26 protein-coding genes are annotated in these 21,431 nt (G+C 38.5%); 17 read left to right on the top strand and 9 right to left on the bottom strand.

Features of this window, described 5'->3' with window-relative positions; translation table 11 throughout:
- Window positions 1-4 precede the first annotated feature (4 nt).
- The 7 genes from F6K52_RS05485 (at window position 5) to F6K52_RS05455 (ending at window position 8,638) form a co-directional block, all read left to right on the top strand.
- A complete protein-coding gene (locus tag F6K52_RS05485; protein ID WP_293075147.1) occupies window positions 5-1,315 on the top strand; it encodes a nucleotide sugar dehydrogenase in 1,311 nt (436 codons plus the stop codon).
- Between the two features lie 4 nt (window positions 1,316-1,319).
- A complete protein-coding gene (locus F6K52_RS05480; protein WP_293075145.1) occupies window positions 1,320-2,312 on the top strand; it encodes a glycosyltransferase family 2 protein in 993 nt (330 codons plus the stop codon).
- 57 nt (window positions 2,313-2,369) lie between these two features.
- Window positions 2,370-3,107 carry a class I SAM-dependent methyltransferase gene (locus F6K52_RS05475; protein WP_293075143.1) on the top strand — a complete coding sequence of 246 codons (738 nt, stop codon included), beginning with the start codon at window positions 2,370-2,372 and terminating at the stop codon, window positions 3,105-3,107.
- Window positions 3,085-4,221, top strand: coding sequence for a glycosyltransferase family 4 protein (locus F6K52_RS05470; RefSeq protein WP_293075141.1), 1,137 nt, complete (start codon window positions 3,085-3,087; stop codon window positions 4,219-4,221). The genes F6K52_RS05475 and F6K52_RS05470 overlap by 23 nt, the downstream gene beginning before the upstream one ends.
- 301 nt (window positions 4,222-4,522) lie before the next feature.
- Window positions 4,523-5,650 (top strand): glycosyltransferase family 4 protein, encoded by a 1,128-nt coding sequence (locus tag F6K52_RS05465; RefSeq protein WP_293075139.1) that lies wholly within the window; start codon window positions 4,523-4,525, stop codon window positions 5,648-5,650.
- Window positions 5,651-5,879: 229 nt separating this feature from the next.
- Complete coding sequence (locus F6K52_RS05460) at window positions 5,880-7,391, top strand: hypothetical protein (protein ID WP_293075137.1); 1,512 nt, start codon at window positions 5,880-5,882, stop codon at window positions 7,389-7,391.
- A gap of 35 nt (window positions 7,392-7,426) precedes the next feature.
- On the top strand, window positions 7,427-8,638 hold the full coding sequence (locus tag F6K52_RS05455; protein WP_293075135.1) for a glycosyltransferase family 4 protein: 1,212 nt from the start codon (window positions 7,427-7,429) through the stop codon (window positions 8,636-8,638).
- A gap of 5 nt (window positions 8,639-8,643) precedes the next feature.
- Here the strand turns inward: F6K52_RS05455 and F6K52_RS05450 are convergent, their stop codons facing one another.
- On the bottom strand, window positions 8,644-8,772 hold the full coding sequence (locus F6K52_RS05450) for a hypothetical protein (protein ID WP_293075132.1): 129 nt from the start codon (window positions 8,770-8,772) through the stop codon (window positions 8,644-8,646).
- 72 nt (window positions 8,773-8,844) lie between these two features.
- Between F6K52_RS05450 and galE the strand changes: the two genes are divergently transcribed.
- From galE to F6K52_RS05415, 7 genes are all read left to right on the top strand, one after another.
- Window positions 8,845-9,867: a UDP-glucose 4-epimerase GalE gene (gene galE / locus F6K52_RS05445; protein ID WP_293075130.1), complete on the top strand. Its 1,023-nt coding sequence runs from the start codon at window positions 8,845-8,847 to the stop codon at window positions 9,865-9,867.
- Window positions 9,868-9,972: 105 nt separating this feature from the next.
- A complete protein-coding gene (locus F6K52_RS05440) occupies window positions 9,973-10,638 on the top strand; it encodes a methyltransferase domain-containing protein (RefSeq protein ID WP_293075128.1) in 666 nt (221 codons plus the stop codon).
- 198 nt (window positions 10,639-10,836) lie between these two features.
- The gene (locus F6K52_RS05435; RefSeq protein WP_293075126.1) at window positions 10,837-12,567 is read left to right on the top strand and encodes a carbamoyltransferase; all 1,731 of its coding nucleotides are present in this window, start codon (window positions 10,837-10,839) and stop codon (window positions 12,565-12,567) included.
- Window positions 12,568-12,940: 373 nt separating this feature from the next.
- The gene (locus F6K52_RS05430) at window positions 12,941-14,542 is read left to right on the top strand and encodes a GUN4 domain-containing protein (RefSeq protein ID WP_293075124.1); all 1,602 of its coding nucleotides are present in this window, start codon (window positions 12,941-12,943) and stop codon (window positions 14,540-14,542) included.
- A complete protein-coding gene (locus F6K52_RS05425) occupies window positions 14,517-14,747 on the top strand; it encodes a hypothetical protein (RefSeq protein WP_293075122.1) in 231 nt (76 codons plus the stop codon). Before F6K52_RS05430 ends, F6K52_RS05425 begins: the two co-directional genes overlap by 26 nt.
- Window positions 14,748-14,780: 33 nt before the next feature.
- Window positions 14,781-15,407: a YdcF family protein gene (locus F6K52_RS05420; RefSeq protein WP_293075120.1), complete on the top strand. Its 627-nt coding sequence runs from the start codon at window positions 14,781-14,783 to the stop codon at window positions 15,405-15,407.
- 13 nt (window positions 15,408-15,420) lie between these two features.
- Entirely contained in the window at window positions 15,421-15,549 is a 129-nt protein-coding gene (locus F6K52_RS05415) for a hypothetical protein (protein ID WP_293075118.1), read from the top strand.
- A gap of 19 nt (window positions 15,550-15,568) precedes the next feature.
- Here the strand turns inward: F6K52_RS05415 and F6K52_RS05410 are convergent, their stop codons facing one another.
- Complete coding sequence (locus F6K52_RS05410; protein ID WP_293075116.1) at window positions 15,569-15,769, bottom strand: 2-oxoisovalerate dehydrogenase; 201 nt, start codon at window positions 15,767-15,769, stop codon at window positions 15,569-15,571.
- 339 nt (window positions 15,770-16,108) lie between these two features.
- A complete protein-coding gene (locus tag F6K52_RS05405; RefSeq protein WP_293075114.1) occupies window positions 16,109-16,471 on the bottom strand; it encodes a four helix bundle protein in 363 nt (120 codons plus the stop codon).
- A 254-nt stretch (window positions 16,472-16,725) separates the two neighbouring features.
- Here F6K52_RS05405 and F6K52_RS05400 point away from each other — a divergent pair, with 254 nt between their 5' ends.
- Window positions 16,726-16,914, top strand: coding sequence for a hypothetical protein (locus F6K52_RS05400; protein WP_293075112.1), 189 nt, complete (start codon window positions 16,726-16,728; stop codon window positions 16,912-16,914).
- On the opposite strand, the gene F6K52_RS05395 is transcribed toward F6K52_RS05400, so the two are convergent.
- The 6 genes from F6K52_RS05395 to F6K52_RS05370 form a co-directional block, all read right to left on the bottom strand.
- The gene (locus tag F6K52_RS05395) at window positions 16,880-17,215 is read right to left on the bottom strand and encodes a XisI protein (RefSeq protein WP_293075111.1); all 336 of its coding nucleotides are present in this window, start codon (window positions 17,213-17,215) and stop codon (window positions 16,880-16,882) included. The genes F6K52_RS05400 and F6K52_RS05395 overlap by 35 nt on opposite strands.
- Before the next feature lie 246 nt (window positions 17,216-17,461).
- Entirely contained in the window at window positions 17,462-17,647 is a 186-nt protein-coding gene (locus F6K52_RS05390; RefSeq protein ID WP_293075108.1) for an element excision factor XisH family protein, read from the bottom strand.
- Window positions 17,648-17,811: 164 nt separating this feature from the next.
- Window positions 17,812-18,117, bottom strand: coding sequence for a hypothetical protein (locus F6K52_RS05385; RefSeq protein WP_293075106.1), 306 nt, complete (start codon window positions 18,115-18,117; stop codon window positions 17,812-17,814).
- A 33-nt stretch (window positions 18,118-18,150) separates the two neighbouring features.
- Window positions 18,151-18,336 carry a hypothetical protein gene (locus tag F6K52_RS05380; RefSeq protein ID WP_293075104.1) on the bottom strand — a complete coding sequence of 62 codons (186 nt, stop codon included), beginning with the start codon at window positions 18,334-18,336 and terminating at the stop codon, window positions 18,151-18,153.
- Window positions 18,337-18,718: 382 nt separating this feature from the next.
- A complete protein-coding gene (locus F6K52_RS05375) occupies window positions 18,719-19,180 on the bottom strand; it encodes a peptidoglycan-binding domain-containing protein (RefSeq protein WP_293075102.1) in 462 nt (153 codons plus the stop codon).
- Window positions 19,181-20,054: 874 nt separating this feature from the next.
- The gene (locus tag F6K52_RS05370; RefSeq protein WP_293075100.1) at window positions 20,055-20,189 is read right to left on the bottom strand and encodes a hypothetical protein; all 135 of its coding nucleotides are present in this window, start codon (window positions 20,187-20,189) and stop codon (window positions 20,055-20,057) included.
- A 432-nt stretch (window positions 20,190-20,621) separates the two neighbouring features.
- On the opposite strand from F6K52_RS05370, the gene F6K52_RS05365 reads away from it, so the two are divergent.
- Together F6K52_RS05365 and F6K52_RS05360 are read left to right on the top strand one after the other, a co-directional pair.
- Complete coding sequence (locus F6K52_RS05365) at window positions 20,622-20,828, top strand: hypothetical protein (RefSeq protein ID WP_293075098.1); 207 nt, start codon at window positions 20,622-20,624, stop codon at window positions 20,826-20,828.
- 72 nt (window positions 20,829-20,900) lie between these two features.
- Complete coding sequence (locus tag F6K52_RS05360) at window positions 20,901-21,197, top strand: hypothetical protein (protein ID WP_293075096.1); 297 nt, start codon at window positions 20,901-20,903, stop codon at window positions 21,195-21,197.
- Window positions 21,198-21,431: the final 234 nt, after the last annotated feature.

Genomic DNA, 21,431 nt, shown 5'->3' with positions numbered 1-21,431 from the left:
AATTATGTTAAATACTAAACTACTCGAAACTATTCAATCCAAACAAGCAATTATTGGCATTGTTGGCTTAGGCTATGTCGGCTTACCCTTAATGCTGCGCTTCGTAGAGTCTGGATTTAATGTCCTGGGCTTTGATATTGACACGACAAAAATTGAGCAACTAAATAATGGTCAGAGCTATATCAAGCACATCGGTACTGATAGAGTAGCCTCTGCACATCAGACAGGTCGCTTGTTGGCTACGGATGATTTTACTCGTGTCAGAGAAGCTGATGCATTAATTCTGTGTGTTCCTACTCCTCTGGGAACTCATCACGAACCAGACCTTTCCTTTGTCATTAATACAATTAATTCCCTCACTCCTCATTTACGTAGGGGACAACTTCTGAGTTTGGAAAGTACAACTTATCCAGGGACAACAGAAGAAGAAATTAGACCAAGGATAGAAAGTAAGGGATTAACAATTGGTGAGGATATTTTCTTAGTTTATTCTCCAGAGCGAGAAGACCCTGGAAACAAGAAGTTTACAACTCATAATATACCCAAAATTGTTGGTGGATCAACACCTTTATGTTTGGACTTAGGCGTAACTCTATACAACCAGGTGGTAGAGAAAGTTGTTCCCGTCAGTTCTACTCAAGCAGCGGAAATGACGAAGCTTTTAGAAAATATCTATCGGGCTGTCAATATTGGTTTAGTGAACGAGTTGAAGACCGTAACTGACCGCATGGGAATTAATATTTGGGAAGTTATTGATGCTGCTGCCACAAAACCTTTTGGCTTCACACCTTTTTATCCCGGTCCTGGTCTTGGCGGTCACTGCATTCCCATCGACCCATTTTACCTAACTTGGAAAGCTCGTGAGTATGGTGTTCACACTCGGTTTATTGAGCTTGCCGGTGAAGTCAATACAGCCATGCCAGAGTGGGTAGTTAACAAAGTGATGGATGCTCTTAATGAGCGAGGTAAGCCTGTTAAAGACTCGAAAATTCTAGTTCTTGGGATTGCTTATAAAAAGAACGTTGATGACTCACGAGAATCTCCGGCTGTAGAATTAATGAAACTCCTGCAAGACAAAGGAGGAATTATTTCTTATTCTGATCCTCACGTACCTGTTTTTCCTAAAAAACGGCGATACCATTTTGAACTTAACTCAGTTGAAATAAATTCTGATATTTTATCACAAATGGATTGCGTGATTTTAGCAACCGCTCATGACGCATTTAATTATGAGCTAATTTTAGAAAATAGCAATTTAGTAGTTGACACACGCGGTTGTTATCGTGAAGACCATGAAAATATTGTAAAGGCGTAGCCTAATGATCTCTATTGTTATAGCTAACTACAACAAAGCACCGTTTATCACACAGACTATCAAATCAGTAATCAATCAAAGCTGTGCTAATTGGGAAGTCATTTTTGTCGATGATGGCTCTACTGATAACTCACTACAAATCGCCTTACAGCTAGCGAGTCAAGATCGGCGAATTTGTATAGAGCATACTAAAAAAGAAAAAAGAGGAGCTAATGCAGCTCGCAACATCGGGTGGAAAGCATCAAAATTTGACTATATATTGTTTTTGGATTCGGATGATGTTTTAGCACCTCATTGTATTGAAAACCGCCTAAATCATATTCAAAGAAACAAACTAGACTTTAATGTTTTTACCGGAGGTACTTTCTTATATCAAGTTGGAGATAAAAAAGAGGTATGGCGACCAAAAAATTCTAAATATCATCTTGAATCTTTTCTCAGACACGATTTGCCTTGGAATATAACTTCTGTTCTTTGGTCAAAAGATAGTCTTCATCAAATTAATGGTTTTGATGAAGACTTGCCTCGTCTTCAAGATGTGGATTTGCATACACGGGCTTTATTATTTGGCCTAAAATATTTTGTTATTGAGGATGAATTCCCTGATTTTTTTTACCGTGTTTCACTAGAAAAAAATACTTTTAATGCTTATGATTTAGGCAAAAAATATGTAACAGCATCTACGATTTTTCAGCAGTCTATATATCGTTTAATTCAATCTTCAAACTACGAAAAAAATTTAAAAAAACGATATATCCGTTGCTTGCGAGGTACTACATTATCAATCATGTATCGTTTTGCAATTGAAGCATCAAAAGGTTTTATGAATGATACTCATAAATATGAGTTGCAAGAAGCACTTCAAAATTCCTTTATTAGTTCGTTGATTTTTGATGGTAGTTCAAAAACTTTGTTAGAAATCTACAAATTTATCCTTAATGCTGGTTTTTGGAAAATTCGAGGATTTACAAAATTAACTAAGTTTTTGATTTCTTGATATTTATTAATTTATAATAAACTTTTGCTTAATTTATAATTAATCAGATAAATATATATGGGTAAAGGAGTTCGGGGTCTTTCACTAAAAGATCAATTGCCAAATTGTGAAATATTTATCAATCAAAAAATTTATAACTTGATTGATTTAGTCCAAAATAAAAAAGTCGTTGACATTGGTTGCGGTTTTGGAGCAAACAAGAAAATTGTTGAAGATGCTGGTGGAACATGGGTAGGTGTAGAACCTTTTGAGGGTGGGGCACATACGGTTGTAGGTGATGCCGAAAACTTACCATTTGAAGATGAATCATTTGACATAGCTGTGATGGATGCAGTACTTGAGCATGTTCCCAATGTATCAAAGGCATTTGAGGAAGTTTCTAGAGTTTTAAAGCCTAATGGGTTATTTGTAGGATATGTGGCGTTCATGGAATGTTTTCATGAAATATCATATTCACATTTGTCTTTTAAGGCGCTAGAACATTTCTCGAACATTAATGGAATGAAATTGGATAAAATTAGTGGCGGAGGTAGGTTCGGTATCGACTATCATCTGGCTGTCCTATTTTATCCTATAAACATTAAGTTTTTACGTGGTTTAATTGCAATAATAATAAGAGCGCTGATTGCATTAAAATCAATTTTTGCTTATTTTGGATTACGACTACTTCGTAAAAACTGTCATAATCAAGCAATTATAATGTCTGTAAATTACTATAAACTTGAATGTTTAAGACAATCTAATGGTTTTGATTTTGTAATAAAAAAAATAGATGAAAATAGCTCTACTGACTGACGGTATATATCCCTATGTTATTGGGGGAATGCAAAAACATTCTTACTATTTAGCTAAATATCTGGCAAAAAATAACATATATGTTACTGTATATCATTATCTAAGTAATACTGAAGATACTGGTGTTGAAAAGTTATTTAGCGACGAAGAGGATAAATATATTCAAATTATTGCAGTTGATTTTCCTAAAGTAGTAAATTTTCCTGGACATTATTTGAGAGCTTGTTATCTTTATTCCAAGAATATTTTAAATGCTATCGATAATATCCATGATTTCGATTTTATTTATGTCCAAGGTTTTAGTGGATGGAAGTTATTTGAAGCTAAGCAAAATGGCTTAAATACTCCACCTGTTGGAGTTAACTTTCATGGCTTAGAGATGTTTCAAAAATCAAAAACACTCCGACAAAGTCTTGAAAAAATTATGTTTCGTCCATTTGTTAACAAAAATTTGCATAGTGCTGATATATGCTTATCATTAGGTGGAAAATTATCTAATATTATTTATTCTATCGGTATAAATTTTACAAAAATACATGACATAGCTAATGGTATTGAAAATACTTGGATATCTCCAACTGTAAAGCCAATATATAGACCAATAAAATTTTTATTTGTTGGTCGTTATGAGCGTAGAAAAGGTATAGAAGAACTGTGTAGTGTTATTAATAAACTACTTCCAGAATTTGAATTTGAATTTAATTTCGTAGGATCAATACCAAAATACGTACAAATAAAGGCTCCTCGCGTAAGATATTGGGGCTTAATTAAAGATGTCGAAAAGCTTCAATTAATTTTTAAACAATGTGATGTGCTTGTATGTCCGAGCCATTCGGAAGGTATGCCTACTGTTATTCTGGAAGGAATGGCTTCTGGACTAGCTGTAATTGCTACAGATGTTGGTGCTGTAAGTGAAATGGTCTCTGAAGAAAATGGTTGGTTAATTAGCCCAGGTAGTACACATCAACTTCATGAGGCTTTAATTGATGCCATTCATGCTTCTGATCAAGAGTTAATGAACAAGAAAATAAAAAGCCAATCTATAGTTAGAGAGCATTTTACTTGGGATAAGGTGATTCAAAAGACTATAGCGACAATAGAAAGTGTTATCTAGAGCGTGTCTGCACTTGCTTATGATTATCAATTTTTTCTAAAAATTAAATGCACCGGAGAGTGCAGAGTCAAAAGTGTGGGTTTTCGGAACATTGTCTTGATACAGTCGCTCATAATAGAAATCCCTTAAAGAAAATCACTGATCTATTTTTTTTATAAAAAAAAATCTTGAAAGCTTGATACTGTAATACTTATGATGTTCATTTCAATTTTCAAGATAATTACAGCGTATAATACTCTTAGAATGTTTTTAGTTAAACATTCAGCTATGACAATTTTTTTTAAATGACATCATAATAAAAATGTTGATAGCTATTTTATTTATTAATTACGGTCCATATCATTTTTCAAGATTAGCCGCTTCTCAAAAAAAATTTCATCATTTTAATTGTAATGTTGTTGGTATAGAATTATCTCGTTATGAAACAATTTATCCATGGAAAACTAAAATTGATAATTGGAATGATAAATTTATTTCTATAATTTCTGATCAACCACGTGAAAAAGTTAAAACGACTGTATTAATTAACAAACTTTCTTTAGTTCTCTCTCAAATAAATCCTGACGTTATAGCAATTGCTGGTTATGCTGATATCGGTATGCTATATGCTTTTTTATGGAGTATTTTGCATCAAAAACCTACAATTTTGTTATCTGAGACAAAGGAAGATGATGCACATCGTAGTTGGTGGCGTGAAAATTTTAAACGTTGGTTTCTAAAGGGCTACAAAACTGCTTTAGTTGGTGGCAAGCCGCAAAAACGCTATTTAATTAAATTAGGGATGAATCCTAAGAGTATATTTACTGGCTGTGACGTAGTCGGCAATGATGACTTTAATCCCAATAAGATTAAGTCTCTTCCTGTTCCTCATCAAAAACCTTATTTTTTAGCAATCAATCGGTTTGTACCCAAGAAAAACCTCTCTACACTGATCTCGTCCTATGGCAATTATCGTCAGACAGCAGGAGTTAATGCTTGGGATTTAGTCCTATGTGGTGACGGTGAACTTCGTGTGGAAATTGAACAGCAGATTGCTGAATTAAATCTACAAGACTCTGTTCATTTACCTGGATTTCTTCAACAAGATGAACTACTGCCATACTTTGCCCATGCAAAATCCTTTATCCATGCGAGTATCCAAGAACAGTGGGGATTAGTAGTAAACGAAGCAATGGCAGCAGGTTTACCTGTGCTTGTATCTAACCGCTGCGGTTGCTTTGAAGATTTAATAATTGAAGGTGTTAACGGTTTTGGATTTGACCCCGAAAACCCTGAACAACTCACCGAATTAATGGTCAAAATGAGTTCGGACGATATCAACTTGGAAAAAATGAGCCAAGCTTCTTTAGAACATATTCAGAAATTCTCACCAGATTATTTTGCTGAAGGATTGATGCAAGCAGTTCAGTATGCCTTAGCAAATTCTTAAGTGTTCAAAAATTTGGATTATGAAACAGAATTCACGGGGTAACAACCTCGTGAATAATAAAATATTAAATCTTGATCAAAAACAAAGCTTTTAATACTAGTTAAGAAGTTTTATTATTAATTTATTAAATAGGATTTTAAAAATTTTATTACTACTACAATTAGATAGTTAAAACTATTATTTTTAAATTCAAATTTAAAGCTTTTATATAAAAATAATAAGAATGACAATGACAATTGAAATTAGTTCTTTGACAAATATACCCAAAACACAAGACGCAAAAAATGGTATTAATATAACTATTATTATATCTATTTTAATTTTTTTTTCTTATAGCTACTACCATTTTATAGTTGGGGATTCTTATGATTTTTTTATAATATCAACTTTATTAATGACTGTTCATGCTGTTTTTACTATTCCATCTTTTAATCAAAATATAATTATCACTTTTAGATATTTTCTAATTTTTTTACCTGTTTATGCTACCTCTATACTTTGGTGGCTGTCTCAAGGAGTAATCCGGACTCATTATTTAGGTTATGAATATCAAACACTTAGTACAACAACAATACTCGTAACTGGGGGTGCTCTATCAGTTTTTGGAGCAACTTTTGGATGGTACTTAGGTAGTCTTAGAATCAGGAAAAATTTACTGAAAACTCAAAATGCTTTATATTTCATACGTTCCCAACGTAATTTACTTGCAACCGTAGGCTGTATAGGATCTATTTTTTTTGGTATTTTGTATGTTTTTGCAAGTGGAGGTATACTTGCAGCTGGAAAAGCATATTCGAGTGGTGAAGCAGTCGGAATTGGGGTAAAATTCGCTGTTTTCAATATTTTTCAAATATTTTTTGCTTCACTAGGAGTAATTTCGCTTCAAGTTATTAACTCAAAAGAAAAGTGGATTATTTATTCTTTATTAGTATTGGGATTTTTTATGGGTTTTTTAGTAGGTAGTCGAGCGGACTATATGCTCCCAATACTGATTTTAAGTATTTATATTTTATCTATTATTGAGAGATTCCGTATAACCAATGTATATTACCGATTGCTGATGTTGAAAGCAGGTTTAAAATTATCTAGAAACATTTTGCCGTTTTTAGTATTAGCTATAATTGTGGGTTATTTTGTCTCTACTGCGATAGCTACCTGGCGCTATAATCCATCTTTGGATATATTTTCATTACTCATTGAAAATGTAGTTAATTTTCGGGATCTGCTCTTTCCGACAATTAAGGGACATCAAGTTTTATGGATGGAAACCGCTTGTCATATGATAGGTGGATTCTACGGGATGATTGCTCAGCGAGAACTTGCTATTTCAGACTTTTTAAAAGGGGAAAGCTATCTTCATATGATACCGAGATCGCTACCAGGTTTCATCCGTCCTTCAGAATTTGATAAGCTCGACTTAGCTTGGCATACTGGGGTGAATGGAACCATAATGAGCCAAGGAGGAATTTTTGAGCCTGCAGAAGCTTACGCAAATTTTGGTGTATTGGGATGCTTCTTTGTATCTGCTATTATTTCATACTTTTTTACATGGTTATTAAAAAAATCATTTAAACTTAATAGTATCTTTTTTATGGCATGGTATTTAACTTGCGGCTTCATGCTTTTACGTGGAGTTTGGTACCAAAATTTTTCTTTTGTAAGAATCGCAACAGTTATGCTGGTTTTCTACATTTTATTGTTTGTTTTTAAAAAATCTTGGATCAACAAAAAAATATCCTAATTGTTAAAATCAATAACATTTTAAATTTATTTTTAATGAAAATTGCATTTATAGCTGATGGAAGGTCGAATAATTTTCGTCGCTGGGTTCGCTATTTTGTCGCAGAGGGTGACGATGTTTATTTACTGAGTACTTACAATTGTGACCCCCTTGAAAAGGTTAAACTATTTATACTCCCTACTCCCCTCAGAGTAGGCAATGCTTTTGTCAAGCAGTCTAGTTCGTCTCTAGAACAACCTAAGAAGACTAACAATTATCCCAGTTTACTGAAAATTAAGTTAATGAAAGTTATGTTTTCCTTATGGGAGCAATGGAACTTTCTGAAGCTAGTAAATCTACCATTCCAAACATTTGAGTCAAAACGTAAACTGAATCAAATCAAACCAGATTTAGTAATTGCCTTCCGCACTCAGAATGAAGGATATATTGCAGCACTGACAACAGTGGCTTGCCCAAAAGTGCTTTTTACCCAAGGCTCAGACTTTATTTATATGGCCAATCGCCATAAAATCCAAGCTTGGCTGACTGGGATAACAGTCAAAATAATAAATGCTTTACTATCAGATTGTAATCGCGATATTCAACTTGCGAAACATTACGGCTTTCCAGCGGACAAGCCAGCTAAAATTTTTCCTGGTAATGGCGGTGTGAACTTATCAGTATTTGAGCCTGGTCTTGCAGCTAATCGGCGCAAACGATGGATCGTTTACCCACGGGGATTAACTCCCTATATGAAAATAGATACTTTTTTAGAAAGTGTTCTAGCATTGCAGCAACTTCCAGACTATCAAGATGTTCAATATACCTTGCTGGCAACCCAATCCGCTATTCCTGTAGTTGAGTTAATGACTCGAAAAAAAGGTATTGATATGACCATGATTACTATTGAGCCTTTTCTAAGCCAGTCAAAATTAGTTTCTCTTCTCCAACAGGCTGCTGCCATTGTTTCACCCTCCTTAACAGATGGTATTCCTAATACCATGCTAGAAGCTATGGCTTGTGGAGCTTTTCCGATTATGAGTGGTCTTGAATCAATCCGAGAGTGGATTAACCATGGTGAAAATGGTTTTCTGTTCGATCCGAATCAAGCTGATGAGCTGACAACCTGTTTGAAATTGGCGTTAGATAATATTGAATTGCGTCAGCAAGCTCAAACTAAAAACTTGGAAATTATACGGCAAAGGGCAGATTGTAAAATTACGATGCCAGTGATGAGGAAATTTTTGTTTGATGTTGCGATGAAGTAAAGTAACTAGTCGGACCAAAGTAAAATTAACTGTTGAAATAGGGAGCAGGGAGCAGGGAGCAGGGAGCAGGGAGCAGGGAGCAGGGAGCAGATAAGAGGTAAGAGGTAAGAGGTAAAAAATAATGTGTACCTCATAGCTACGATAAACGCTATATTCAATCTATTTTTTATAAAAAATATTGTAATTTTTGTTATCAAAGTATTTTTATGGTTGCTAAACAAATAAATCTAAATATTCTTGTAACTGGTGGGGCTGGCTATATTGGTTCCCATGCTGTATTAGCGCTAATTGAAGCAGGCTATCAGGTTACAGTACTTGATAATTTATCTAAAGGTTTTGCCGATGCTGTTCTGCCTCCTGCCAGATTAATTCAAGGGGATTTATCTGATCAAGGGCTATTGGATGACATTTTCCAACAGGAAAAATTTCAAGCTGTAATGCATTTCGCAGCTAGTTCTGTAGTACCGGAGTCTGTACAATACCCCCTGACTTACTATTCAAATAATGTTACCAATACCATTAACTTACTTAAGGTAGTTAAAAAATACAAGGTACCAAACTTTATTTTTTCTTCTAGTGCCTCTGTATATGGTATTCCTGATGTGGTACCAGTGACTGAGACTATGCCTCTTTCGCCGATTAGTCCTTATGGTCGTACCAAACTAATTAGTGAATGGATGATTCAAGATTTGGCTAAAGCTGAACCTTGGTTCCGGTATGGAATCCTCCGTTATTTTAATGTGGCAGGTAGCGACCCAGAAGGGAGACTCGGACAAAACACACCTAATGCAACCCATCTGATCAAACTAGCCTGTCAAACTGCCCTAGGTCATCGCTCCAAGTTACAGATTTTTGGTGATGATTACCCAACTACTGACGGAACTGGGGTTCGCGACTTCATCCATGTTACGGACTTAGCCAATGCCCATTTAATAGTACTTAAGCATCTTGCAGAAGGTACCGAATCGAATATCTACAATTGTGGTTATGGTAAAGGTTATAGCGTTAGAGAAGTTGTCAATACAGTTAAAGAAATTTCCAAGGTTGATTTTCCCGTCGAGGTCACTCATAGAAGAACCGGGGATTCCCCTGAAGTTGTTGCAGATGTAACTAAAATACTTCAGCATACCGAATGGCATCCAAAGTTTGATAGTCTTCAGGTTATTGTTGAACATGCATTCCAATGGGAAAAGTCCCGATTGAGTAATATGATTGATAATCAAAGATAAATAATTTTAAAACTGTTTTGCTAAATTTAAACTAGTAGCATTTTTGTAAAGATTATTTGTAAAGATAAATAATAAATTATTTGGCACTTTTTAGATGTTAAATTTATGGATAATATAATAATCAAATCAAGTGGTATATTGTTACATATTGGATGCGGTCTTACAGCTCCAAAATACTGGCTAAATATAGATACATCTTTAACTCTTAAAATATCTAAAATTCCTATTCTTGGAAATCAATTAATAACCTTAATTAGAGCACCAAAATGGCCAAAGAATATTTATCATGGTGACATAGTTAAAGGCTTGAAAATTGATCATAATCAATGTGATATTATTTATGCATCTCATGTTCTTGAGCACTTGAGTTTATCAGATTTCAATATTGCCATGAGCAACATTTATTCTTATTTAAAACCAGGGGGTATTTTTCGTGCAGTTGTCCCTGACTTAGAGCAACACATAGCTATCTATATAAAGCAGCGTTCAGATAGTACTTTAAGTGAAAATGCAGCTCATCACTTCATGGAAACCTCATGGCTGGGTCACAAAGGAAAGAGAAGCAGTGTTTATGATAGGCTGCAGGAAGCCTTTTCCAACTCCAGACATCAATGGATGTGGGATGAAGCATCATTTAAAAATGCGTTTGCTCAGCATGGATTCAAGAATATACGAAAGTGCAATTACGGTGATTGGTCAGATGAAAGATTTAGTGATGTTGAAAGTGAAGACCGTTTATCCAATGCTATTTGTATAGAAGGAACTAAGTAAACTTACTTCGGAAAGTATAACTTAATTTTTTTTAAATAACTGGATTAAGTAAAGCAAATATTAATTGCCAATATTTTTTATCATCCTGAAATACTTAATCCATAGTAAAAATTTAGTTTTTGATTAGAAACCAAGTATCAGATCCATCACCACCAATAATTTAACACTCTTAACTTCAAACTCACAACAAAACCCTATATGAACATTCTCGGTATAAACGCTTATCACGGTGATGCATCCGCAAGTTTAGTTCAAAACGGTCAACTCATCGCCGCCGTTGAAGAAGAAAGATTCAACCGTGTCAAACATTGGGCAGGATTTCCATCAGAATCAATCCGTTACTGTCTGGAAGTTGGCGGAATTACTGCTAAAGATTTAGACCATGTTGCTGTTTCCTTCAATCCCAAAGCAAACCTCAACAAAAAGCTCTTATTTACCATCAAAAATCGTCCTTCCCTCAATTCCTTACTGGATAGATTCAACAAGCAAAGCAAATCAACTAGCCTCAAACAAGAATTAGCTAACGCTTGCGGATGCAACGAAACCGATATTCGCGCTCACATCCACAACCTCGAACACCATACCACCCATCTTGCTAGCGGTTTCTTCGTCTCCCCTTTTGAAGAAGCAGCAATTTTATCCATCGATGGCATGGGGGATTTCGTCAGCACATTATTCGCAGCGGGACGGGGAAATGAACTCGAATACTTCTCTCGCACCCATTTTCCCCATTCCATCGGTTACCTCTATAATGCCATTACCCTATACTTGGGATTCCCAGCCTACGGTGATGAATACAAAGTCATGGGACTAGCACCCTACGGTGAACCGGAATATCTGGAAGAATTCCGCCAGTTGATTTATCCCAAGGGTGACAGCTTTGAACTGAATTTAGACTATTTCAACCACCACCTGGAAGGAATTGCCATGAGCTGGGACGATGGCGCACCCAGGGTACAACCCTTCCACAGTCCAGCCTTAGAGAAATTATTGGGACCCGCGCGCACACCCAAGTCCGAAGTGACGACCAAACACCAAAATATTGCCAAATCCCTACAAGCGGTTACCGAAGAAATTATCTTCCACCTCATCAACGAGTTACACAAAAAATTCCCCAGCGATAATTTGTGTTTGGTAGGGGGAGTAGCCATGAACTCCGTTGCCAACGGTAAAATTACCCAAAACACTCCTTTCAAAAATATCTATATTCCTGCTGGTGCTGCGGATAATGGCACCTGTTTTGGAGCCGCTTTCTACGTCTGGAACCAGATTTTGAAACAACCCCGCAATTTTGTGATGGAACATGCGTTCTGGGGTAGTGAATTTTCCGATGCTGAATGCTTGTCAGCACTCCAAGAGCATAATTTGGAACCCAAAAAGCTAGACCGGGACGAGTTATTGAATCAAGTGGTTGATTCAATGTGCGCAGGAAACGTGATTGGTTGGTATCAAGGACGGATGGAATTTGGTGCCCGGGCATTAGGACATCGTTCCTTAATTGCCGACCCTCGACGGGTTGATATGCGGGATATTATCAACTTAAAAATCAAATTCCGAGAAAAATTCCGTCCCTTTGCTCCCAGTATTTTAGAAGAGGATGTCAGCGAATTTTTTGAACTGAACGAACCTGTACCGTTCATGGAAAAAGTCTTTAAAATTCGTCCTGAAAAACGGGAACTCATTCCTGCTATTACCCACGTCGATGGTACCGGAAGACTGCAAAGTGTCAGTCGCCATACCAATCCCCTCTATTGGGATTTAATTAATACCTTCAAAGAACGGACAGGTATCCCCATAATATTGAACACATCCTTAAATGAAAACGAACCAATTGTTCGCACGCCATCGGAAGCTATCAAGTGCTTCTTAAGAACCAACATGGATGTGATTGTTCTGGGTTCTTATTACGTGGATCGCAGTGCCATATAAGGGAACAGGGAATAGGGAACAGGGAACAGGGAATAGGGAGCAGGGAGCAGGGTGAATAAAATGGCTGGATATTACTCTCAAAGTCCCCCTTTTTAAGGGGGATTTAGGGGGATCCCTTTGTGCCTCATGGGAAAGAGAATTGCTATAACCTGACTGCTGACTGCTGACTGCTGACTGCTTTATTATTATCTATCCAAAGTTTTATAATAGCGTCAATTAATTTACGATATCAACATAGTAATGTCAAGCAGCTAGGCTATCATAAGTGGTCGAATACAAGTAAATTTTCCTGTTTCCAGAACCGCTGTTCCCTAGAACCTAGGAAGCTTTACCTCACCCAAGTAAAAATCGCTATCTTGAGCCTAATTTATTTATGAGCAAAAATTATGCGATCGCTATTGGTATTAATGAATACCAATTCCTACAACCATTAGACTATGCCAGCAATGATGCGTGGTTAGTACAAAAGCTATTTAGGGAAGACTTAGGGTTTGAGCGAGTATTTGTATTTACCGATACAACTAAACAAGGGATAATTCCCACACGGGCAAATCTTTTAAATTTTATAGCCCATTTGTCCATGGAGCCATTTCTGGAACCAACTGACAATTTCTGGTTCTTTTTTCGCGGCCATGGAATTAACCATAAGGGCTCTAATTATTTAATGCCTGTAGATGGCAAACTTACTGATATCGAAAATACTGCCATTTCCATTGCTGAAATTACCAACTACCTGAACAAGTGTGGTGCTGGTAATACCATTTTATTGTTAGATATTTTCTATCAAGAAAGAAAGACTGATTCTTATCCAGAACATCTTGATTACGCCAAATCAAATAATCATAATAGTACCACATTTTTCGCCCAGTCGTCTAGTCAATTGTCCTATGATATTCCCTTTTTAAAATACGGTGTATTTGCCTATGCTCTTACGGAAGGATTAGGAGATAGAGGACAATGCTCAACTGTCGCCAAATTAGACAACTATTTGCACCATCGAGTATCTCACCTTGTCCAACAATATCATCAATCAGACCAAACCCCAGCTCTGATATCACCTCAACCGCATCGGATTCTGATTGCTAAACATGCCACCAAGCAAGATATTAACACTCTCAAAAACTCGGCATTACAAGCAGAAACCAAAGGTGAACTAGAAGCGGCTAAAAATCTGTGGATTCAAGTTTTAGCTGTTGTGGCTACAGACACCGACGGGATTGATGCCCTGCCACGTATTTATATCAATCAATTTTACTCAACAAGCAATTTTAACCAATCGTCTCATGAGCCATCATTAGTAAATCGCCTTGGTGATAACCAGGGTGAGATATTAACCACACACTATACTACCGTAGCAGTTGCCAATCCCACGACTCAACACAGCAACAGCAAAATTGTCAAGCCTTCTCCACAGCAGACAACGAGTGATATTATCTCCAAGCAAAAAACTCCAAGCCATATCGAAATAGAACAATTTGTAACTTACGAGCAGTTAGCTACCTTCCTCACCGTACAAAATTGGCGAGAAGCAGACAAAGCCACCTCAAAATTACTCCTTGAAATTAGTGGACGCCAAAAAGAAGGTTGGTTGACCATCGCAGCTATCAATAAATTAAACCCTCACACTCTGCAATTAATAGACAAAATTTGGCACCAACACAGCCAAGGTAGGTTTGGATTCTCTGTGCAAAAGCAGATTTGGGAAACCATTGAAGGTAGTCAAAATCCCAACTATCAAGTCTGGTGTGACTATTGCGATCGCTTAGGTTGGCGTGTTAACGATAACTGGTCTTTCTATTCAAGTTTAACCTTCGATATTACTGCACCAAAAGGACATTTTCCTGCCGCCGGAATTATTAATATTATCAATCCGTGGAAAGGGTGGAGTGTAGGGGCTTTTGCTTGTCTTAATGGTTTTATTAACTTAATATATAGCAGTTCTCAAATTGTTGAGGTACAAAGTTCTGGTTTTTAGGGAACAGGGAACAGCGGATCTGGGAACAGGGCATCGGGAATCGGGAGTGTGGGGAGATGGGGAGATGGGGAGATGGGGAGATGGGGAGCTGGGGAGATGGGGAGCTGGGGAGATGGGAAGATTGGGGGGAACCATCAAGACCGGACTGGATCCCCAAGACTCTTCTGCTCCCTACTTCCTGCTCCCTACTCCCTGCTCCCTATAACATCACCTTACGGGAAAATCCTTGTATTGATCTATGAAAGGAAACTTATCGTCACGCCGACCTTTCACCAATAAACCTGGCTTTAGCTACCCTCGCAAAACCCTACGCAAAATGCGGGTAGCATTTACCCTTACCATCCTATGTATTATTCTTACCTTTATCCCCATTCGCCTAGGACTCGCCCATCTCCAATCCCCGACTCCTCAGCTGATTCTGACCCTAGGTGGCGGTATCGAACGGGAAACATTTACAGCTGAGTTTGCTCAGCAACATCCCAACCTTGATATTTGGGTCTCGTCTGGATTGCCCACCCCACAAGCCCAAAATATCTTTGAGGAAGCAGGTATTCCTGATCAGCGAGTACATCTTGATCAGCGTGCTATCGATACGGTCACCAACTTTACCTCCCTGGTTCAAGATTTCAGAACCCATGACATTCACCATGTGTATCTAATCACCTCAGACTTTCACATGCGTCGGTCGATAGCGATCGCCTTCTTTGTTTTCGGCAGTCACGGTATTGCCTTCACCCCTGTGGCCATTCCTTCCCAGAATCCCGACGAAACTTGGCTGAAAGTGGCACGGGATATAGGGCGCTCGGTGGTCTGGATGATCACTGGTCGTACTGGAGCGAGTCTTCAATATTATTTGCGAGCGTGATTGGGAATTTAGAATGCGCGAATTTAGAATGAAGAATTTAGAATCGGGAATCGGGAATCGGGAATCGGGAATTGGGAATCGGGAATCGGGAGTGTGGGGAGATGAGGAGTGTCGGGAGTTAGATATTTTAAAAATGCAGTAGTGGTAAAAAATTCGTGATTTTAGATCCTGTTACCTTGACCAGACCGTAGCGAAACGACTACATCTTTATCACTACCTTCAAAATGACACTGAACAGCATCCCGAACCATCGTTTTCAGCTCATCTAACGTGTCTGCTTGGGTAAAAATAGACTCTCCTAAGGCTCTGGCTGTATAACCCCCTTCCGGATCTTCCTCAACCAAAAACACAACTTCGCTCATGTTCATGACTCCCCTATTGTTGTCTATCGTTATTATTGCATAGGGAGTAGGGAGTAGGGAGTAGGGAGTAGGGAATAGGGAGCATTAGGAAAGAGCTTGGATGATTTTTTGGTATTCTTAAAAATCGTTTCTTCTGTACCTTTTATGCTGAATTCACAGTTAAAAAACTTAGAAAGCTTACTGTAAAAGTAAACTTATACTATTCAAATAAAAAATTTTTTTGAATACGGCCTCTTCCCACTAATCCCTGCTCCCTACTCCCTATTCCCTATAAAGGAAGAGCCGATTTTTTCCCTCTTCCCTCTTACCTGCTCCCTACTCCCTACTCCCTATTTCCTATCATTGCTCTAGCTTTCTAATCAGAGCAATAATCATTCGAGTTTCTTCTGTGAGTAAAGAAACAATCAATTCTATATCTGTTTGCTTCGATATTCCTACTCTAGAAGATAAAATAAGATGTGTCTCTAATTCATTAATTGACCCTTGGGCAATATTAAGAAATCTAATGTACTCAGGAGTTGACCTTCTCCCATATCCCTCTGCTATGTTGGCTGGAATAGAAACTGCAGCTCTCCTAATTTGTTGAACCATACCGTATAATTCTTCTTTAGGAAAGAATTTAGTTAAAAAATAACACTTTTCGGCTATATCCATGGCTTTTTGCCAAATTAGTAAGTCTTTAAAATTGTTAATATCTGACATTGATGGTAATTATTATTTGGGTGAGGTAGATGTTTTTAGGGAATAGGGATCAGGGAGTAGGGAGTAGGGAGTAGCGATGCAGCGCGGTCTTGGGGGTTTCCCCCATGAGCGACTGCATCAAGACGGGAGTAGGGAGTAGTAGGGAGTAGGGAAGAGGGAAAAAATCCTGTCTACCTGATAGTTATGAAAAACGCTGTATCCCTATGGTGTCACAATCCTGAAACAAAAGCAAAATCGGTTCTTCATTACCTTTTATGCTAAATTTACAGTCAAAAAACTTAGAAAGCTTACTGTATAAGAAAAATTCTGCGATTCAACTCACAAAAAATTTTGAATACGGGCTCTTTCCATTACTCCCTACTCCCTACTCCCTACTCCCTACTCCCTACTCCCTATTCCCTATTCCCATCAACCGACCGCAAAATCACTATACTGACGCATGAACGGAGTGTGAAAGGCTAACACAATGTCATACTTAGGAATTCCCACATCAGTAAGCTCATTCGCCACACCATATTCCGTCCCATCGTATTGAATCCAAATTTTGTCATTGATAATATCAATGTGAATCAAGCAGCCATAGACACGGCGATGCTCTTCCCAACCCACACTAATAATTTGATAGTGGTCGTTTTCTAGATCAAACGAAGTATAACGGTCTATATCACCAAACGAAGGTTTAATTTTGCTGTAATCGGTCAATATTTTTTTAATCGCTTCACGATACTCGTTTAATTTATCCATTGCATAATTACCTCCTGGTTAGGATCGAAGACTAACAGTTTAACGTCATACTCTTGTCAGCTATCAGCTGTCAGCTGTCAGCCATCAGCTAAAATAAAACTACCCTAGCATGCGCCTATGCGCAATGGGAAAACGCTAGAATTAAATAGTTCGAGATTTTATAGAACTGAAATTCATTGAAAAAGCTCATTAGCTTTGTGGCAAAGGCTTTGGCCTTTGGCCACGCTGTGCGAACGATGCTGTGACTTAACCTCTTTTATTCAAAAGCTGACTGCTGACTACTGACTGCTGACCCCTTACCTTTTTGCCACCTAAATCGATATGTAATTGGCGATCGCGTAAATCTAAAGTTAAGGGGTCGTGAGTAATTACCCAATTGTCTTGGACAAGTGCTTTTTTGACAACATCGTGAAATATATCCTTAGCAGGCATTGCTACATTTAAGTTTTATAATCAAAAATCAATAGATATATACCAAAGGGAACAGGGAACAGGGAACAGGGAACAGGGAACAGGGAGTAGGGAGTAGGGAGTAGGGAACAGGGAACAAAAATCCTCACAATTCATTTAGGATTGATATACTATTTCCTACAATATTATAACGATTCATCAAAATCATCTGACATTTTCACTAAGCCCTTAGCGCTACCAAACTTAGGGGTTGCTTGTACTGCCATCATTGGCACAATTCTAAAGGATTGCCCATCACTACGGACAATCAAAACTTTTTCCCCGTCTGCTGCTGCTTCAAGTAGTGCCGCGAGTCTAGTCTCTGCTTCCTTCACGTGAATTTGGTACATGATGATGGTTCCTGTCAGAGCCAACCGTTTGAGTATAGCAGCAATTAGAAGGGAGTAAGCAAGAGGCAAGAGGCAAGAGGGAAAACTGTGTCTTGAGTGCAATTTTCAGAGCCAACCGTTTGAGTATAGCAGCAATTAGAAGGGAGTAAGCAAGAGGCAAGAGGCAAGAGGGAAAACTGTGTCTTGAGTGCAATTTTCAGAAGTGTGCTTCCAGTGCAATGGTTTTCTGCGAGGGAGCAGGGAGTATCTCAACTGTGCTCCCAGTGCAATGGTTTTTTGATCAGGCAGCAGAGAGCTTGAGAGCAGGCGGGAGTATCTCAACTGTAAGCCCAGTGCAATGGTTTTCTCAAGTGTGGGGTCAGTGCAACGGTTTTCAAAACTGTGTGGCTAATGCAATGGTTTTGTGATACCTTTTGATAAAAACGGGACTTCCAAGCAAGGGGAGTATCTCTAGTGTCTCAACTGTGCGTCCAGTGCAACGGTTTTTGGAACAGGGAACAGGGAACAGGGAACAGGGAGTAGGGAACAAAAATGATCACAATTCCTACACGGATTGCTATAGAATTTTTGTGTCAATTTTTCCTTGACGAAGGATTAATCGAGAGGCAATAGGCAATAGGCATGCTAGCAATAGGGAAAACTAATTTCAACCCCCTACACCCTACACCCTACTCCCTACTCCCTACTCCCTACTCCCTACTCCCTAATAGCGACGCCGGGATACGCTCGCTTCGCCCAACTTACGCCAAGTATGCCAGCCCACTACGCCATCCACTTTCAAACGGTTGCTGCGTTGGAATTGAGTCACACCTAGATAAGTATATCGGTCAAAATTGGCATTAAATTTAACAATGGTGTAGCCCAAGCTAATTAGGGTCTGCTGCAAAAATCGCACCGCATCACCATTGTTACCAGGACTCAGCACTGGCATAGTAACAGTAGTAATTGTATCAAGGGTTAGGGATGGTGGGTTATAGGGAGGATAGGGAGGATAGGGACGTCGGGCATCAATATTGATGATTTCTTCTGAGCGTTCCATGGATGGAGGCGTTGCCATCCCTAGGTCTTGATTGTCCATAGTTTCTGGTGAATTGGTCATGGATTGGTCATCCGCCATCATGGTTTGGGCAGGATTGGGGATTGGTATTTCTGAGTTGTTTTTCATGATTTGTCCTTAAGTTGTGATTTGGTTAACTAGCGATTATTAAGGGAGTAGGGAGTAGGGAGTAGGGAGTAGGGTGTAGGGTGTAGGGTGTAGGGAATAGGGGAAAAGCGAATGGACCTCACGTTTTTAGTTGCGATCGCGTTTTTGATAGGGATCCTGTTGTTATAGCGTTTATGATATATATGAAATACACAGGATTTTTACCTATTGCTAGCATGCCTATTGCCTTTTGCCTAAACTCCAAATATACTCTGCTTAGCTGTCTAAGCTTCAATTAATAATTGCTATTGTAAGCTTCATAAATTACAGGTGGTATTTCGGTAAAAGCTCCCTTTGTTTTTCTGTTGAATGACCCGTAAGTATAACAATTTTCAATCGTAAGTGAAAAATACTTCTCTAGACAGTGGATACTACAGGGAATTTAGAATTTAGAATGCGCGAATTTAGAATGCGCGAATCGGGAGTCGGGAGTCGGGAATCGGGAATCGGGGGAAGAGTATCGATTGTGGTGGGTGAATGCGTTCGCGTAGCGTGACAAGCAGGTCAATCGCGTAGCGTGACAAGCAGGTCAATCGCGTAGCGTGACAAGCAGGTCAATCGCATCTAGCTGTGATCACTAAAAGCGATCGCACATAGCTGTGGTGGGTAAAAGCGATCGCACATAGCTGTGATCAGTAAATGCGATCGCATCTAGCTTTGGTCAGTAAATGCGATCGCATCTAGCTGTGATCGGTAAATGCGATCACATCTAGCTGTGATCGGTAAAAGCGATCGCACATAGCTGTGATCAGTAAATGCGATCGCACATAGCTGTGATCAGTAAATGCGATCGCACATAGCTTTGGTCAGTAAATGCGATCGCATCTAGCTTTGGTCAGTAAATGCGATCGCACATAGCTGTGGTGGGTAAAAGCGATCGCACATAGCTGTGGTGGGTAAATGCGATCACATCTAGCTGTGATACGGAAATGTGATCGCATCTAGCTATGGTCAGTAAATGCGATCGCATCTAGCTATGGTCAGTAAAAGCGATCACATCTAGCTGTGATACGGAAATGCGATCGCACATAGCTGTGGTGGGTAAATGCGATCGCTTTTAGCGTGGCCTACGGCCAATCGCGTAGCGGCTCTAAAGGAGCATCGCATCTAGCTCCCTACTCCCTACTCCCTACTTCTAACTTCTAACTTCTAACTTCTGACTTCTGACTCCCTACACCCTACACCCTACACCCTATACCCTATACCCTGTTCCCTGTTCCGAGATCCGCTGTTCCTCAAAAAATTGTTACAAAAATTTTCAAAATATGTTATAATTATTAATTTTTTATGCTATTATAGAAAAAGGAACACTCAAAAGGAGATAAGTGAAGAGCCAGCCCCAAGATGTTAGAGCGTCACGGGCTGGCTCTGGGTCTCCCACTCAAAAGGAGGTAATTTTATTATGTCTTACAGTCAACGCCTATACCCATGGGCAATCGTTCGCTTGTTACCACAGATGCAACGAGTCGTTGTCGCTCGTTTCCGTAACCGATCTAATGCGGAGGGTCATATGACAGCCCTTAAACGGCTGATGCCCGAGGCTGAATTTGTGATTATTTTTGATGTTCCTAATCCAATCGACATCGACGAAGAAGAATCGTCAGAATGAAGAATGTAGAATTAAGAATTAAGAATTAAGAATTAATTCTAAATAAACTCAAATAATCGGATAAAATACATCATGCAGTATCAAGTTTTTGTTCAGAGTCAATCCGACGATAAGTTTGTGGCATCAGTAATTGGTATGCCAAATTTAACGGTTGAGGGCAGGACGGAGTCAGAGGCAATTTTGAAGGTAAAATCTGCCCTAGAAGCCCAATTAATTAGAGGTAAGTTTGTCACTATTGAAGTAAATTTAGACCTTCAGCCAAATGCAACTACGCCTCAGATGAGATATGCGGGAATATTTGCCAATGATCCCACATTTGATGATTTGATGGAAAAACAGAAAACTAACAAGCGAGAGTTAGCCACCTAATAAATTAGGTGGGCGTGGAGCGAACCGGGATTCATCCCGGCTCTTGTATTATTTGCCTTTTTGATTCTGTATATACTTTTTGACGGTTTCTGTGTTAGCGTTTCCGGTATAGCAACCCTAAATAGCTTGTAACAGATATAATATAAATATTAATTTTATTATACAAAAATAAAAAATATGAATATTATAGATGAATTATCAAATTTTATTAATCAAACTATAGAGCCCAAAGAA

Origin of the sequence: Moorena sp. SIO3H5 (assembly GCF_010692395.1) — a bacterium.
Classification (GTDB): Bacteria; Cyanobacteriota; Cyanobacteriia; order Cyanobacteriales; family Coleofasciculaceae; genus Moorena.
This window is presented reverse-complemented; position numbering and strand designations above follow the sequence as displayed.

Excerpts from the sequence above, each read along its gene's own strand:
- F6K52_RS05485 (WP_293075147.1), top strand. The coding sequence starts at position 5 with ATGTTAAATACTAAACTACTCGAAACTATTCAATCCAAACAAGCAATT.
- F6K52_RS05480 (WP_293075145.1), top strand. The coding sequence starts at position 1,320 with ATGATCTCTATTGTTATAGCTAACTACAACAAAGCACCGTTTATCACA.
- F6K52_RS05475 (WP_293075143.1), top strand. The coding sequence starts at position 2,370 with ATGGGTAAAGGAGTTCGGGGTCTTTCACTAAAAGATCAATTGCCAAAT.
- F6K52_RS05470 (WP_293075141.1), top strand. The coding sequence starts at position 3,085 with ATGAAAATAGCTCTACTGACTGACGGTATATATCCCTATGTTATTGGG.
- F6K52_RS05465 (WP_293075139.1), top strand. The coding sequence starts at position 4,523 with ATGTTGATAGCTATTTTATTTATTAATTACGGTCCATATCATTTTTCA.
- F6K52_RS05460 (WP_293075137.1), top strand. The coding sequence starts at position 5,880 with ATGACAATTGAAATTAGTTCTTTGACAAATATACCCAAAACACAAGAC.
- F6K52_RS05455 (WP_293075135.1), top strand. The coding sequence starts at position 7,427 with ATGAAAATTGCATTTATAGCTGATGGAAGGTCGAATAATTTTCGTCGC.
- F6K52_RS05450 (WP_293075132.1), bottom strand. The coding sequence starts at position 8,772 with ATGAGGTACACATTATTTTTTACCTCTTACCTCTTACCTCTTATCTGC.
- galE (WP_293075130.1), top strand. The coding sequence starts at position 8,845 with ATGGTTGCTAAACAAATAAATCTAAATATTCTTGTAACTGGTGGGGCT.
- F6K52_RS05440 (WP_293075128.1), top strand. The coding sequence starts at position 9,973 with ATGGATAATATAATAATCAAATCAAGTGGTATATTGTTACATATTGGA.
- F6K52_RS05435 (WP_293075126.1), top strand. The coding sequence starts at position 10,837 with ATGAACATTCTCGGTATAAACGCTTATCACGGTGATGCATCCGCAAGT.
- F6K52_RS05430 (WP_293075124.1), top strand. The coding sequence starts at position 12,941 with ATGAGCAAAAATTATGCGATCGCTATTGGTATTAATGAATACCAATTC.
- F6K52_RS05420 (WP_293075120.1), top strand. The coding sequence starts at position 14,781 with ATGAAAGGAAACTTATCGTCACGCCGACCTTTCACCAATAAACCTGGC.
- F6K52_RS05415 (WP_293075118.1), top strand. The coding sequence starts at position 15,421 with ATGCGCGAATTTAGAATGAAGAATTTAGAATCGGGAATCGGGAATCGG.
- F6K52_RS05410 (WP_293075116.1), bottom strand. The coding sequence starts at position 15,769 with ATGAGCGAAGTTGTGTTTTTGGTTGAGGAAGATCCGGAAGGGGGTTAT.
- F6K52_RS05405 (WP_293075114.1), bottom strand. The coding sequence starts at position 16,471 with ATGTCAGATATTAACAATTTTAAAGACTTACTAATTTGGCAAAAAGCC.
- F6K52_RS05400 (WP_293075112.1), top strand. The coding sequence starts at position 16,726 with ATGCTAAATTTACAGTCAAAAAACTTAGAAAGCTTACTGTATAAGAAA.
- F6K52_RS05395 (WP_293075111.1), bottom strand. The coding sequence starts at position 17,215 with ATGGATAAATTAAACGAGTATCGTGAAGCGATTAAAAAAATATTGACC.
- F6K52_RS05390 (WP_293075108.1), bottom strand. The coding sequence starts at position 17,647 with ATGCCTGCTAAGGATATATTTCACGATGTTGTCAAAAAAGCACTTGTC.
- F6K52_RS05375 (WP_293075102.1), bottom strand. The coding sequence starts at position 19,180 with ATGAAAAACAACTCAGAAATACCAATCCCCAATCCTGCCCAAACCATG.
- F6K52_RS05370 (WP_293075100.1), bottom strand. The coding sequence starts at position 20,189 with ATGCGATCGCATTTACTGACCATAGCTAGATGCGATCACATTTCCGTA.
- F6K52_RS05365 (WP_293075098.1), top strand. The coding sequence starts at position 20,622 with ATGTCTTACAGTCAACGCCTATACCCATGGGCAATCGTTCGCTTGTTA.
- F6K52_RS05360 (WP_293075096.1), top strand. The coding sequence starts at position 20,901 with ATGCAGTATCAAGTTTTTGTTCAGAGTCAATCCGACGATAAGTTTGTG.